The sequence below is a fragment of the Paenibacillus alginolyticus DSM 5050 = NBRC 15375 genome (assembly GCF_000422905.1).
GTDB lineage: Bacteria > Bacillota > Bacilli > Paenibacillales > NBRC-103111 > Paenibacillus_E > Paenibacillus_E alginolyticus.
Map to the genome: position 1 here is coordinate 23,727 of NZ_AUGY01000047.1, position 15,441 is coordinate 39,167.

The window sequence follows — 15,441 nt, forward strand, 5'->3', positions numbered from 1 at the left end:
TTAGCTTTTTCTTACAGATTGATTGGGAATCATAGCGAGTGTGTTGCTTCTCTTATTAAGGACTTTATACAAGACTATCGTTGCAATCAAGCATTCCATAAAGGTTAACGTCAAATACACGAGATCTTGTAATCCTTTCATCTCCGTCACATCCCAGTTTAACAAGAGGAGGTTTCCCCTCATGAGAAGAATATGTCCGCAGAACGTCACGACGCTGAATAAATTGATAAAGTTATGATAAGTCTTGATGGCTAGACTCTTGATGTGAATCAGCCAGTAGAAGAAAAGGATCGTGTTAGGAAGGATACTAACGGTAATCTTGTATTCGATACTCCATTCAGTGAACCAAAAAAGATAAAAAAACTCCACTGTTGAGAGAATTAGTGTGGGAATAATCAGAGTCCACACGCGAGTTTGGTAGAACTTCTCTTCATATTTTGCAATGATCATTCCCGTTAAAACAAATGTGAAGCCAAGTCCCAGATATCGGTAGATGAATAGTTTCATATATTCAAAGAGCGAGCTGTCATGGGGAGGATATCCGTCGATGCTGACTACAAGTATTGAACGAAAACTGCCGGATATGAGTAAGCTCAAGAGAAAACCGAGAATCGCCACAATAACAGCAATGCGCATCCCACGTCTCTTGTACAGCCAATAACAGATGAACAAACTGAATAAGAGTGGCGGTATAAACCATAATTGAACAGATGGGCCATTCAACACAACTGCAACAGCTAAAATTTTAGCTTGAAGAACGAGATTACTGAAAGTAAATCCGCCTCGAATTAGCTCTGGGACGATACTTTCCGCTATAAATAGCAAACAAAAAGGGATGTACATCAACAAAATCCTCATTATGTTCCTTCTTATATACGCCCCTGAGTCGCTGGCATTCGTCCATCCTTTGTAAGCCAAAAAGCCGGCGACAACATAAAAACAAGGAACAACAACCCCTAAGGACAGTGTAAGAAACCGCAACTGTTGGTCTGATACAGAGCCTATATACTTGTACAGCATAGAGTGGAAAAGTAGGACGAGCAAGCAACCAAACAGCTTAAACATTGTAATTCCTGGATAATACCTACGCATGATTTCTAACCTCTCCTATCCCATGCATCGCAAGCACTTTGATATCAACAACGGATATTTTACCGGTCGACGATAATGGCAGTTCAGGAAGAAATACAATGTGTTCAGGGACCTTAAATGCAGACAAATGAACCACCAGATTATTTCTAATCGACAGTGCGGTCAGATCCGAACCTTTCTTTGCTACAATACATGCACAGACTTGCTCTCCATATAGGTCGTCGGGAATTCCTATAACAAATGCGTCTTCTACATCTTTGTTCAACAATAGCAAGCTTTCTATCTCGAGTGGTGAGATCTTCTCTCCACCGCGGGATATCAGCCGATGAAGTCTTCCGGTAATGGTCAGTATGGAGTTATCGTCTACGAAGCCTGAGTCTCCTGTTCTATACCAACCATCTTGGGTGAAGTAAAGCTTGCTATGGTATTCATTCAGATAGCGCATGACCCTATGACTTCTTACCGCAACCTCTCCATGTTCGTGGCTAGGCAGCGTTTCCCCCGTTTCCGGGTGCAGGATTTTCACTTCTACTCCACGATCCACTTTGCCTGCTAGGCTGTAGCTGTTCTGCTCGAACTTCTCGAATTGGACTAACCCACTTAATAAATGAGATCGAGTTAATAGTTTGAACAAAAGGAACAATAGCGGGTTTCTGTGTCCCCCAATGAAGCAAGTGCCGTTCGCTATTGAGCCCGCTTCTGATGTGCCATAAGTGACCATAAAAAATAATAACCGAAGCTCGTCGTTGACTCTGCGGAGTAATGAGCAATTTACTGCTGCTGACGTGAAAGATATGCCGATGAGAGACGATAGTGAAGAGAAGTCTCCCTTTGAAGCAGACAGCATCCGCTGAACCATATATGGCGTACCAACTAAAATCCGACATGCTTGCTTCTCGATTACCTGACTAGCATGCAAGGGGTGAAAGTGACTTAGCATCACAATACGAACATTACAAGCTTTTAGATTCGTAAATATGATTCCAAACCCTCCAAGATGGTAAAGCGGTAATAAACTTATTACGGAAAAATGCCGAGCTATTACGTCAGTAAACCGCTGTAGTAAGCTGGCTATCTTTCCAGGTTTTTGTCCCATAGGGGAAGATACCAAGAATGAAGCTGTGGTACGCAGAACTCCTTTCGGGGAGCCTAGAGTACCTGACGTGTAAAGTAGAATTAGCGGATCATTTGCAGTCGTCGACCGACATGCATTGAGAAATTCTTCCTCTTTTGCATAAGAGGCTAGTGCTAATAGATCGGTGAAAGGACGCAGCGGCGAAGGCAGACCTGCCTCCCCGTCCACAACAAAGATATGAGTGGGAAGCCACGAAGAGTCCATTATGCTATTATAACAATCAGAAAGGATCTCCATTAGCATTAAGGGATAGTTCAGATGGTGCCCTTCTTTTCCAATGATTATAACTGTGGGAGTTGAGCTTTGCAGATAGGTTCGAATTTCATCCTTCTTGGAATATGTATTTAGCGGCACAATAACAGCTCCCACACAGGCTGCTGCAAACATAGAAAGGATCAGTTCCATTCTGCCCGTCATAAGCAGTGCGATCCTATCCCCTTTCTTAATACCCAACTGCAGAAAACCACTTGCGATTAGCTGGACTTCATTCCATATCGTTCTCCATGAATAATGTTGGTTAAGTTCCGGGAAGCTGTATGCAATATCGGCAGAACAGATATTTGCTCGCTTATTCAAGAGATAAGGGATTGTATCCACATTTAATTTGGGATCTATCATCAAAGCTTCTCCTTTGGATCTTGCCTAATTAAAATAGCTTCACTTATCTTAAATATCTAATAAAAGCACTTCGTATGTTCGTAATAAAGAACAACTGTTGGTGGGCTAACCATCGTTAATAAACAAATTTGCTATTTTTAGTGCGATTCAGTACTGCTTTTTGGAATTAATTTATGTTGGAATTTAAACACAATACTTGACATAATGCCAAATAAATATTTAAATTCCTCACTTCTATGAAATATGAATATATAAATTAGATTTGGTGTGATCAGACAAATAAGCGCCTTTACACCTAATGAAATTAAAGTATGCGCAGTAATCAGATTTGATAGATAAGATGTCAAAATGCAAGTACCTACTCCTATAGCTGCATAGTAACCATACCTAAGAAAATAATGAATGACTGGTATATGAAATACTTTCTTATATACGAAATAGGGAGTCGTCCAGAATGGAACTAGTATTGCGCTTATCAAGGTTCCAATGAATACACCGGCAATACCAATGTATTGTACCAAAATAATTGAACAGGCAAGATTAACTACAGCCTGACACAGCGGAATGTACCTGTCCTCATGAAATATTCCTGCTGTTGTCTTCACAGTGCTAATTGAGTTTCTCATTCCTCTTTCATAAAATGTAAGCGCCAGCACAATCAATACAAGCTTATTCATCAGAAACTCAGAACCAATCCATATTTTAATAAAAGGCTCAATAATAACGAATAAGACAATAGCAAATAGAGAATAGAGCCAGAAATTTAGAAGCATTGTAACTTTATATACACTGTAAATTTTCTCTTTACTTTCCTTGGCTACTAAATTGCCTATGCTGTGATATATATTATTAAAAATTTGATTAATGAACGTTCTACATATCTCAATTAACATGAAATAGTTTGAGTATAAACCTACAGCTGCAACACTCACATAATAAGAAATAATTATATTCTGAGTACCAAAAATTAAATAGGTTCCTACGTTCTGTAGGATGATTGCTTTAACATTTTTAATAATACTTCTTTTTGTTCCTTCATCTAGCCTTGTTATCACTTTATTTTTTAAGAAAGGATACATCTTTCCAACGATAAAGAATACTAAGGTAGAATTAATTATTGTGATTGCACAATCAATGACAAGGTAGAATATGTAATTCTTTGTAGTGTATAAAATACCTATTTTAAGTGAGGTTGAGAGGATGGCTGAGATAGAAAAAATGCCAGTGACTATATAACCTTTCTGATACACATTTAATAAATTGGTTCTATAAGAGAATAAATATGGGATTACTGTATTGATTAGAAAAAGCAAATATATTCCATAAATATTATGAACATTAGCGTCTTTAACAAAGTCATCGAGGAATGGTACAACAGCAAGACCTAATAAAAGAATAATCAAAGCTATTATCATATACGTTTTTTTGTATAATTTCATAAGTACACTAATTTTATCTACGTCGTTTTCAGCAACTGGTTTATAGAGACTGTAAATAATGCTTGATCCTATCCCTGCCTCTGCCAAAGAAAGCATTGCTAATATATTCGTAAACAGTCCATTTATCCCCAAATAATCAATACCTAAGGTATGGATGAATACTGTTCTGGAAAAGAAACTTAGTGCAGTAATGATAAGTTGATTGCCAATCCCCACGGATATATTAACCAAAGAACTTTTTACTCTCATTTTTCATCTCCGCATCTCGTTCCATATTTATTCATCGTAACCAAAGTCATTGTCTAATTCTTTTCTTATGATTTCGATTTGTTCCTGTGTTTTATTTGGCCAGTATGTGTCATACACTGGTTTAACCTTAAGATTTTCACGATGCTTATCCAAGTAATCGGATGTTTTTCCGATAATTCGAGCAGGATTTCCAGCTACTATGCTGTTATCGGGAATATTCTTTGTTACTATGGACCCAGCAGCCACTATGACATCATCGCCTATGGCAACGTTGCATAATACGACACTGTTGTAACCTATAAATACCCTGTCACCTATTTTTACTTTCCCAATTTTTGCTTTTCCAAAGTGTAATTTAGTGCTTGCATCATGAGCTAGTATCGTACTATTTGTTATAGTTACATCATTGCCTATCTCAACCAACCAACAATGACCATAGTCTATATGACTATTAAAAAAATTGAAATTCCTACCATGTTTTAATCCTCTATCTCTTAAGATTTCCAATTCTGTTTTTGGAAATAACTTGTTTCTCACCCTTGCTTTTATTGATGTTACTAGTCTTTTTATTATCATTTTTTCACAACCTCGTTATGAAGAATTTATTTGATTGTACTTTTATTACCGGTTTCGTCCTCATACAACAAATCCAATTTCTTTCAATAATTCTTCATGCATTTTAGCTTTATTGTTTGGACTTATATTTCCACTTATTGTGTAACTACGATCATACGTCTTACTTTTTTCTAGTAAAATTTTAGCTTTATCTCTATACTCTTCAACTGTAGATATTACTCTAGCAGGGTTACCCACAGCTACACTACCTTCTGGGATTGACTTCGTCACAATACTTCCAGCACCAACTATCGAATTCTTGCCAATTGTAACACCGGGCATAATCAAAGCTCTTGCGCCTATAAATACGTTATCTTCAATAATGATGCTTCCTATTTTTGTGTAATTCATCATCTTTTTAGTACTAGCATCATGAGTCAATAAGTAGGCTTGAGGAGCTATAGTCACATTATTCCCTATTTTTATTAACCAACAATGTGAGTAGTCAAAGATTACGCCCGGTTGAATGTCACAATTTTCTCCGATTTTCATTCCCATTCTTATATAATCTTCAAGCCAAATTTCTTCTAACAAATACTTTCTTAATCTTGCTCGAGTGAAATTAATTAATCTTTTTATGATCATCTCTTCACAACCTTAAGACCATTATAGGAATTCATCATTCGAATACAGAATCCTTGCGTAAATGGAAGTATGTTAAATAACATGGAATAGACACCTATATCTTTCGTGTCTCCTTGAGAAAAATCAACAGCACCATTTCTTCTTGTAACCTTCATCAAGTAATTGGTTGCTTTATTTGCGCTGTCTAAACATAATTCCGAAATTTCATCGATTTGGGACGCATTTAGCATGAACCATCCTAATGTAGCTGTTGTTGAAGAATCAGGCCTGCATTCTCCTCTGGTAACTGTCCAATTCCAATTACCTTGCTCTTGTTGGAACTGTACCGCGGCCGTTGCAAACTTTTTCACACTTTCTTCCAATACGGGCTTATAAATATGATCATTTGGCAATTCAAGCCATGCGTCGATAAGACCTATTGCATACCATCCAAGTCCTCTACCCCAACCATAAAGTCCTAGCGGGACGTTGCGATCTACTTGATAGGCATGACTTGGTATATGATGTCCTTCCAGCATGCCTTGCTCTTCATAAGCCTTTATTTGCTTAACCGCCAAATCTACACATTCATCAACATGATATCGAATACCATAAGATACTAAAAACGGGCAAATAAACCCGATAGTGTCAACATACCGATAACCCTTCATAAATTTACGGTAAGCTACTGTACCATCGTGTCCGATATGTTCTTTTATCATAGCCCAGATACTATCAAGTGCTAATTTATAGTTATCCGTTTCGATAAAGTCTAATTTCATTAAAGCATACGCTAATATGGCCGCATCTACATGATTAGGCATATGAAGCCACTTGCCTTGACTATCAAATTTCAAGCTTAAATACTTTCTAAGCTCGCGCTTCACATCATTATCGTCATTATGTATTAAATATTCCGACATTCCTAATAAAAGCGATGCTTCTTGCCAATGTTGAATGGCACTTTTCGTGTAATTTCCTTTTAGCATATCGATTACGACTAATCTTGTATGGTCCGTCACCTTAATCTTAGGCGTTGTATTCAGCCACTTCAGACCTAATTTTGTGATCGATTTATTCCATAATTGTTTATCCTGATATCTTCCAATATGGATTCTACTGAGCCAATCCTTCCCAATGGGGACTATATCAATTAAGATAATTATTGCAATTATACAGAGTAGTGCTAAACCTATTATTTGAATAATCATTTGCTCTGTCCCCTTTAATTAATTAAACATTTCATAAAGCTTATGAATCTCCGATTCCGTCCCTAATTGTTCATTGGATAATTGAGAAGTAAAATGTTCACGCAAAGCCTCGTTATTGATGAGTGACGCAATTCCTTCATATAATGATTTTGAATTCATTTCCACGATAAGGCCGTTATCCTGATTATTTATTTGATCCTTAGCCGTACTAAAGTTCGTTACAACAATAGGTTTATGTAAAATTTTCGCTTCATCTATAGCAATTGATTTCCCCTCAAATCGAGATGGCTGTACATATATATCTGCTTCTCTTATGTAAGGGTAGGGATTTTCTTTAATGCCCAAGAGAATGAAAGTTTCTTGGAGATTATTTTCATCTATCATTCTTTCGAGCTCTTCTCTTTCTTCACCCTCACCTATGATATACCATTTTACTGAGTATCCATTTTTGACGAGCTCTTTACATGTTTCTACGGCTAGTTCAAAATTCTTCTGTTTGTTTAACCTTCCCACAGAGACGATCTTAACTCCTTCATCCCACGTAATTCTCTGCTCTAATGACATTTTGTTTATCGTTGAAGGAGATACAATGTTATACATGATTTTCACCTTGTCGTTATACATTGGAAACCTATTTCTTAAAATATTTCCGCATTCTTCTGAAACTGTTACTAAATTCTCTAGTCTTTCAAAGTAAGGTTGATCCAGAAAAGGATCCATGCCTAACTTGTCATAATCATTATGGATAAACCCAATCTTTGTATTTGCATCAACCTTATCTACGCAAAAATAGATAGGTGTCTTTTCAAGATATCCAACAGCTATATCGTACTTTTTATTTATATTTTTCAACGATTTCGATATGTACATCCAAACTCTCTGCTCACATCGAACTCGGTTTTTTTCCGTTTTAATAATGATACCAGCTAGCAATCTAGATATCGCTATATCTAGTCTTCCATTCTTCAAACAGTCTAGGAGTGCTAATTTAATTGACATATCAAAGTATTTATACTCGTTTGGTTCTTCTAACAAATTTACGTTATTTGGGATTTTGCTAAGAAATAATCCTTCATGTTTCATTAAAAATAAGTCGACATCATACTTAGAATAGTCAATTGTATCCAATAGTGATATGAGTGCCTTTTCAGCACCGCCACAGTTTAAGTTATTCATCACAAACAATACACTTTTCTTCACTAGAGACCACCCTATTTAAATATTTCGTATAGCTTATTTATTTCTTCCTCTGTACCCAACTTCTCTATAGATAAGCTGCTAATAAATGACTCTCTTAAACTTGTATCATTAATACATGTCTCAATTCCACCAGCTATACCCTGCTCTGTCATTTCTACAATAAGACCATTTACACCATTAGTTATCTGGTCCTTAGCTGTGTCATAATTGGTTACAACTATCGGTTTATGAAGTATCTTAGCTTCATCTATTGCTATGGATTTACCTTCATATCTAGATGGTTGGACATAAATATCCGCTCCTTTTATATATGGATACGGATTTTCTTTAACTCCTACCAAAATAAAATGTTCCTTTAAACCACAATTCTTTATTAACTTTTCTAAATTCTCTCTTTCACTTCCATCACCTAGTACATACCACTTCACTTTATAGCCCTGTTCGACTAATTTCCCACAAGCGTTAATCGCAAGGTCTATCCCTTTTTCACTACTTAATCTAGCAACAGTAATAATATTAGTGACATTCATATCATAGGTGAAATTACTATCCAGCTCCCGATTAGACTGATGTTTGATGATTTTAGGCGATACGATGTTGTATATGACTTTTATCTTATTCTTTAGAGGTTCAAAGTTATCTTGTAGAGACTTGGCACATTCTTCGGAAACAGTTACAAGCTGGTCTAATTGCTTAAAATACGGTTGGTCGAAATGAGAATCCATTCCCGAATCTGAATAGTTTGTATGAATCCATCCAATTTTTTTCTTGGAAATCACTTTATCGACGACAAAATAAATGGATGATTTTTCCAAAAAGCCAATTGCTGCGTCGTATTCTTTTTCTAATGTATCAAATGATCTCTTCTGATATTTCCATGCATATTGCTCCGACAAGGTAGTGTTCTTTATAACTCTATTCATTAAAGTAAACATAAACCTAGAGTATGCTAAAGCGATTTGACGATTTATTAGAAAATTCTTCAACGATGTCTTTAACTTCGATACAAATATGCGGTGTATATGAGGCATCTCCAGTATATTGACTTCTTCCGGTACAGCATTTAGAAATACACCTTTACGACTAAATAAAAGTAAATCTACTTCATACAGATCATAATCAATCTGAGATATTAAATTGACTAAGCTTTTTTCCCCACCACCGGCTGCTAAGCTGGGTATGACAAATAATATTTTTTTTTTCATCATACACACCTCAATTTCATTGAACTAATTTGTCTAAATACTCTACGGCTTTATAGGACATTTGTTTAATGCCTGGAATGGATACTTGAAGCTTCTTTCTGATTAGCTCTTCTTCTCTCATCATCTCATCAAACTTACTTATTAACTTCAAACTGTTCGATATTTCATCAATGCTCAAGACTAGCTTTTCTTCACCGAAAATGTCCTTGGCTATCCCCTTCGACTTGACGCTATATCCTAGTACCATAGTTGGAACAAAGTTGGAGTATGCAGCTATCGTTGCATGTGTCCTAGCTCCAATAAAAAACCTCATTCTAGAGATATATCCTTTATATTGAGTCGCATTCAAATCACTGGGTAAAAGGATTACACGATCACTATGTTGAAATTCTTCGTAGTACTTTTGAAGAACTTCATAGTCATTATTTCCACCTTCTATAACATGAGGGGTAAGGGCAATGGTCATGTCTGTCGTCTTCAAAATATGAGTGATAAGATCTCTTACTGCCTCTTGAGATTTTGTGTTTTTCTTCCATACTAAAGGGCTGAAGTTAAGACCAACGGTGTTACCAACCTGCCATCCACTCGGCAACTCTAACTCTTCCTTTTCCATTGTAAATGCAGCATCCGCGCATAATTCAACGTTTCTTAATCCTTTGCTTCTCAGCATATGATACGTCAATGTTTCTCTAGCAAGAATCAAATCAAACAATTTGAGATCTTCCAATTTTCGGTCTGACATATCTTCTTGACCAATGGAACAGCCCCATAAGACCAGCTTCTTTCCCTGCGCCTTCACCCTCTTGTTGATTTCGTACCATCCAGGCTGTTCACCATAACAATAGTTATCGCCACCAATAGAGAGACAAATATCCATATCCGGGATATGTTTAACGATATTGTTATGGATCTTGCCCAGGGCATAAGATTCGTCTTTAAACAGCTTCACTTTAATAGAGGAAAGGAACCATTCATAAGAGTATCTCTTAATGCCACGTGCAGAACCATCATAGATCCCATCTAGTTTGGAGATAATCCGATCCGTCTCTGGTTTTCCCGATGCTAGAAACACCTGCGCGCCATTCATTTTTTCTTTAATTAGATTCGTTGAGGAACGTACGATTGCCTCGCATCCCCTATTTAGACTTCCATCGTGAGCAAACATCATAATCTTCATCCTCTAAACTCCTTTAATACGATTTATTTCTTAATTTGCTATATGTCGCACCACAATAGAGGCCTATAATTGATCTCCTGTGAATCATGTCAACAATAAACTTCTCATATCTGCCTAGTGTTCCGTAAACTTCATTATAAAAAAAAGGTAATGCTTCCCTAACATGGGGATTAGCAATCATCTGGCTGACATATTTCAATCTTTGGCTGAAACTTAACTCATTAGATGATTTCAAGTAAACATAGGCGTAGGCCATCACACTATTTATTAGTCTAATCGACCTTAGCTGTTTGATCTTCATTGGATCTATGTAGCTGATACTCCAATCTGATATTTCCAGCGTATACACTTCTAATGCTCTTTTAAAATAGTCCTTTTCTAAGATATTTCTTGTTGCACTTCCGGCTACTTCCCGATAGTGATAGCCCGTATAATCGATATACATCGCACTTAAAGCATGTCTAAAAAATTGCATGTTAAACAGTCCATCTTCACCTAATGCAACTTTTTCTGGAAATTTTAGATCGTTATCATGAATGACTTTACGTTTATAAAGCTTGTTGCATGCGGTATTTAACTGATCTGACTTCAAGAAATAGGTTAAAATCTCACGCTCTATGTATTCTCTCGCCAAAATGGATTGAAGAGGAAATGGATATCTTGTAATTACCTTGTGACCCTCAATCTCGCTTTCGAAATTCGAAATGACGACATCGCAATTGCCCTCAAGTGCAGCGTTATACAAGGTCGCATACATATCTGTTTCTATGTAATCATCTGCATCAACAAAGCCTATAAATTCTCCAACCGCTGCCTGCAGCCCAGCATTTCGAGCCATGCTCACGCCTTTATTCTCTTGGTGAATGAGTTTAATTCTAGGATCATTTTTAGAATAATCCTCAATGATTTGCCCACTCTGATCTATGGATCCGTCATTAACAAATATAAACTCACAAGCTTTTAATGTTTGACTTGTAAGTGAATCCAAGCAAGGGATTACATATTTCTCCGCGTTATATACGGGTATTATCACACTTACCTTTATATTCACGTTTATATCACTCCATAAAGCTTATCTAATTCATAACTATTACTAAATTCCTGATTGATATTATGGTTACTTATATCTTTTCTTAGCTCGTGTTTTTTATATAATCTCTCTATGCCACAGGCAATTCCATCTACGCTAAGCTCACAAATGATCCCATCATAACCATCCTCCACTTGACTCTTTGCGGTGGAATAATTAGTGATTAATATAGGCTTACCTAATATCTTCGCTTCGGTTACCGTAACAGCCTTGCCTTCATATCTGGAGGGCTGTACATATAAGTCACATGCTTTAATATACGGATATGGGTTTGTTTTCTTTCCCAATAGGATGAATTGATCGTCTAAGCCATTCATTGCGATCAACTCCCTAATAGCAGCCTCATCCCCACCGTAACCAACAATGTACCAGGCGATATCTTGATAACCTTTATCTTTTAGAATCCTTAATGCTTTAACAGCATTGTCGATACCTTTAGCATGGGATAATCTAGCTACTGTCACTATTTTAAACCTGTCATCATTCACCATAGGAATTGCTGCTTCTTGATCCGCCATATTCCTAATAAAATCTGGTGAAGTAATGTTTTCTATAACGACAACTTTGCTTTCTAATTCCCTATATTTTGATAAAAAAGAGTCCTTGCATGCGTCCGAAACAGCTATGATATGATCAAACTTTCTCCACATTTCCAGGTCCAACTTCACGTTGGTTTCCACATTGGAATAATCCGTATGTATCCAGGCTATTTTTTTCTTTGCCTTAATCTTCTCGGCTATAAAATAATGTGGCCATAAATAACTAATGGCTGCGTCATACTCTTTCTCGACTTTTGGTAAATAGGGCAGCGCATATTTCCACATCAATTGCATTTGGTAATATCCCGGCTCCGCAACTTGCCTGACTCGACCTAGAATATCCGCATGCACTTTTGATAAAATTCTGGAAAAGCCGATCGTATATTGTCTATCCTGAAGGGTCTTGGCAATTGATTTTCTAAATGTGCTATATTGAGGAATTTCGCCTAATAAATTGGCTTTATGGCTAATCAGGTTCATAAAATCACCTTGATGTTTATACAGCATGAGATCAATGGCATACTGCTTATAATCGAAGTGATCAAGCATACTAACCAGACTTCTCTCTACGCCACCAACTTCCATGTCAAAGGATGCAATCAATATGTTCTTCATTGAATCCCCCTAAGCGCTGCCCTTATTCTTGCGATATTATGTCCACCAATGATCCTTGCCAGGAGCAATTTCATTCGCCCCTTCCATCTCGCCTTGGGCGGCAACCAGCTCTTATAGAAGTGGTGCATGGCATACGTGTTTTCCGTCATGAAATTCCTGCAGTTAATGTAATCGTAGGGTGAGAAATACGTTTGCGGATAAAAGGTTCCAACACCTTCTATGTCTTGATAGCTGCCATTGGGAGTAACTCCCCAATCGCCTAATATCTTCGTTATCATGGCTACATTGGTTAGCGAATCAAAAGTCCCATCCGCAAGGATGAAGCTCTTTGTATGATAGGAATCCATAAATACTTGGATTAGCTTATTTTCTTTCGCGGCTCCGATCGTACTTGTTGCGATGTAGTTCTCTTGCTCGAACCCCCAGAATGACTCATGATGCAGCAGGTCATCAAAGGATTTGAACACTTCCACATCGGTGTCTAAATAAATACCGCCATAGTGATAGAGCACGTACACTCTCGCATAATCGCTGACGAACGCAAATTTGCCCGCTTCGTATGCCTCTTTAACATATATATTGCTGCTTGTGTCGAAGTTGTTTTCATTCCACTCTATGAATTGATAACCAGTTAGATGGTTATGCCAGCTTGCTATACATCGCTTCACGATGTCGGGCTTTTCTTTCCCGCCAAACCAGCAATAGTGGATGATCTTTGGAATTGGCATTGTTGGTTCTCCTCGTTAACATTTTCTTTATAAAGAACAATAAGTGAAATTAGCAGAATGTATTTTGGGCCTACATCCATTTTAGTTCTTTATAGAGAACATGTCAACATACGTCTTCGCATATTCCTCATGTTGCAACAGAACCCAGGTATGTGACTGAGGACTTATTCGTTTCTTGCATTTGATTTCCTAATAAACTGGCAAACAATCCTTCTTTTTCTCCAGTTAATTGGGTATATCCGCCACTTTGTATAATCCTTCCTTTATCTAACACAATAACTTGATCCGCATTACGTATGGTCGATAAACGATGAGCGATGACGATTATGGTCAGTTTTCCTTGCAGTCGCTCCAGCGCTTCTTGTATCTTCGCCTCATTCTCGGAGTCAAGCGCACTGGTTGCCTCATCCAATATCAGGATAGATGGTTTACGCAGTATTGCTCGGGCTAATACAAGCCGTTGTCTTTCTCCGCCGGACAGACGGATGCCTCTGTCTCCAATCAGCGTATCGAGTCCCTGTGGAAGTTTACTGACGAATTCGGCTGATGCAGCAAACTCGAGTGATTCCCACAGTTGCTCCTCAGTTGCGCTTGGATCAATCATCAGCATGTTATCCCTTATGCTTCCGTTAAAGAGGAACGGATCCTGGGGAACATAACTAATGGATTTCCTCAGAGCCAATAAATTAGCTTCCGTAAGGGGAACTCCATCCACAAGGACTTGCCCTCTCTCCGGCTTCAGCAGCCCCATCAAGATATCGATTAAGGTGCTCTTACCTGCGCCAGATCGACCGATGATCGCTGTCATTTGCTTGGACGGAATGCGTAAATTTATATCTTGGAGGGCATATAACTGTTCATTACGGTTATACCGAAAGGATACATCGCGACACTCGAGATATTCCTCAATACGTATCGGCTTCTCATGGTTATAGTCGCTACTCCCCTTGATTTCCCTGGCTTCCATACATTCATTTTGCAATTCCTTCAAAGACTTAAAAGCTGGTATTGCCGCAGATATTTGTTCCAAATTCGTTTGAACACCCTGGAATCGCGGCCAAAGCCTGAAAAAAATGAGAATGATCAACATGAGTTGCTGACCTTGGGTTTGAAAGAACATGTTAGATGCATAGATAAAAAAACCAATAATTAATGAGGAAGAAATCTTATAATAAAGCTCTGAATTTGCTCTTAACTTGGTTTGTTCAAATCGTTCCTGACTGAATCTTTGACTCCAATTTATGAGCCAAGTTCGGCGCGACTCCTCCAACATATTGCTTTTGATGTCTTTAATTCCATTAAAATGGTCCGTGATCCCCCCGATATAACTGCGTCCGAGCTCTAACGATTGATTCCCCAGCATTCTTGATCGTTTAATAAATGTGCGGGAAAAGAAGGAAACGGCCAGCCCACAGATTAATACGAATATCGTCAACTTCGCGGATAAGAACAAAGCGATTCCAATTTGAATCAGAGTAAATACAATAGAGGTTAGGAATTGAAGGAAGATGTACGTTCCACTAGTCACGTGTCCTAATTCCCCTGTCAGTGAATTGATCAGATCCGATTTTCTTTTCTTGATGAAAAAATCCCAGTTCGCCTGAAGTAAAGCGTTATAAGTCTCTAATCTTACGTGATTAATAAAACCAGTGTGAATTTTGATATCCCGGAGATTAAGATTCCGCTGGATCAAACTTTGACCTGAGATAAGTATGACGTACATGCCCACGATCAACAGTAGTGCCAGTGGTTTAGGAATCTCATTGAAAATTTCAAAGATACCTAAATGAGAGATCCATCCCATCTTCATGTTCATGATTCCGCTAATATCCAGTAATGGGAGTAATAAAAAAATCCCCATACCATCAAGGAAGCTGATTAAAACCATCCCCAGAAGATTCACATATAAAATTTTACCGGCGTAGGCATGCAACTGTTTTGTAAAATAGAAGAGATGTTCCATT

The 15,441-nt window shown here is 37.7% G+C and carries 13 protein-coding genes; all 13 read right to left on the bottom strand.

Translation table 11 applies throughout. From position 1 onward, the window contains the following. Positions 1 to 1,092, bottom strand: a complete 1,092-nt coding sequence (locus G519_RS0120860) for an acyltransferase family protein (protein ID WP_029196356.1) — start codon at positions 1,090 to 1,092, stop codon at positions 1 to 3. After that, positions 1,085 to 2,845 (bottom strand): class I adenylate-forming enzyme family protein, encoded by a 1,761-nt coding sequence (locus tag G519_RS0120865; protein WP_029196357.1) that lies wholly within the window; start codon positions 2,843 to 2,845, stop codon positions 1,085 to 1,087. The genes G519_RS0120860 and G519_RS0120865 overlap by 8 nt, the downstream gene beginning before the upstream one ends. Positions 2,846 to 2,982: 137 nt before the next feature. Next, positions 2,983 to 4,533 (bottom strand): lipopolysaccharide biosynthesis protein, encoded by a 1,551-nt coding sequence (locus G519_RS0120870; RefSeq protein WP_029196358.1) that lies wholly within the window; start codon positions 4,531 to 4,533, stop codon positions 2,983 to 2,985. A gap of 27 nt (positions 4,534 to 4,560) precedes the next feature. Continuing rightward, complete coding sequence (locus G519_RS0120875) at positions 4,561 to 5,109, bottom strand: acyltransferase (protein WP_036633528.1); 549 nt, start codon at positions 5,107 to 5,109, stop codon at positions 4,561 to 4,563. Positions 5,110 to 5,169: 60 nt separating this feature from the next. Continuing rightward, positions 5,170 to 5,733, bottom strand: coding sequence for an acyltransferase (locus tag G519_RS53055; protein WP_051253550.1), 564 nt, complete (start codon positions 5,731 to 5,733; stop codon positions 5,170 to 5,172). Further along, positions 5,730 to 6,923: a glycoside hydrolase family 88 protein gene (locus tag G519_RS0120885; RefSeq protein ID WP_029196361.1), complete on the bottom strand. Its 1,194-nt coding sequence runs from the start codon at positions 6,921 to 6,923 to the stop codon at positions 5,730 to 5,732. Before G519_RS0120885 ends, G519_RS53055 begins: the two co-directional genes overlap by 4 nt. Positions 6,924 to 6,941: 18 nt before the next feature. Beyond that, positions 6,942 to 8,123: a glycosyltransferase gene (locus G519_RS0120890; RefSeq protein WP_029196362.1), complete on the bottom strand. Its 1,182-nt coding sequence runs from the start codon at positions 8,121 to 8,123 to the stop codon at positions 6,942 to 6,944. A gap of 11 nt (positions 8,124 to 8,134) precedes the next feature. Continuing rightward, entirely contained in the window at positions 8,135 to 9,328 is a 1,194-nt protein-coding gene (locus tag G519_RS0120895; RefSeq protein ID WP_029196363.1) for a glycosyltransferase, read from the bottom strand. 16 nt (positions 9,329 to 9,344) lie between these two features. Continuing rightward, a complete protein-coding gene (locus G519_RS0120900; RefSeq protein WP_029196364.1) occupies positions 9,345 to 10,505 on the bottom strand; it encodes a polysaccharide pyruvyl transferase family protein in 1,161 nt (386 codons plus the stop codon). A 13-nt stretch (positions 10,506 to 10,518) separates the two neighbouring features. Continuing rightward, on the bottom strand, positions 10,519 to 11,556 hold the full coding sequence (locus G519_RS0120905; RefSeq protein WP_029196365.1) for a glycosyltransferase: 1,038 nt from the start codon (positions 11,554 to 11,556) through the stop codon (positions 10,519 to 10,521). Positions 11,557 to 11,558: 2 nt separating this feature from the next. Beyond that, positions 11,559 to 12,749 (bottom strand): glycosyltransferase, encoded by a 1,191-nt coding sequence (locus G519_RS0120910; RefSeq protein ID WP_029196366.1) that lies wholly within the window; start codon positions 12,747 to 12,749, stop codon positions 11,559 to 11,561. Beyond that, positions 12,746 to 13,477: a glycosyltransferase family 32 protein gene (locus G519_RS0120915; protein WP_029196367.1), complete on the bottom strand. Its 732-nt coding sequence runs from the start codon at positions 13,475 to 13,477 to the stop codon at positions 12,746 to 12,748. Before G519_RS0120915 ends, G519_RS0120910 begins: the two co-directional genes overlap by 4 nt. A 127-nt stretch (positions 13,478 to 13,604) precedes the next feature. Further along, positions 13,605 to 15,440 carry an ABC transporter ATP-binding protein gene (locus G519_RS43875; RefSeq protein ID WP_051253551.1) on the bottom strand — a complete coding sequence of 612 codons (1,836 nt, stop codon included), beginning with the start codon at positions 15,438 to 15,440 and terminating at the stop codon, positions 13,605 to 13,607. Position 15,441 lies beyond the last annotated feature (1 nt).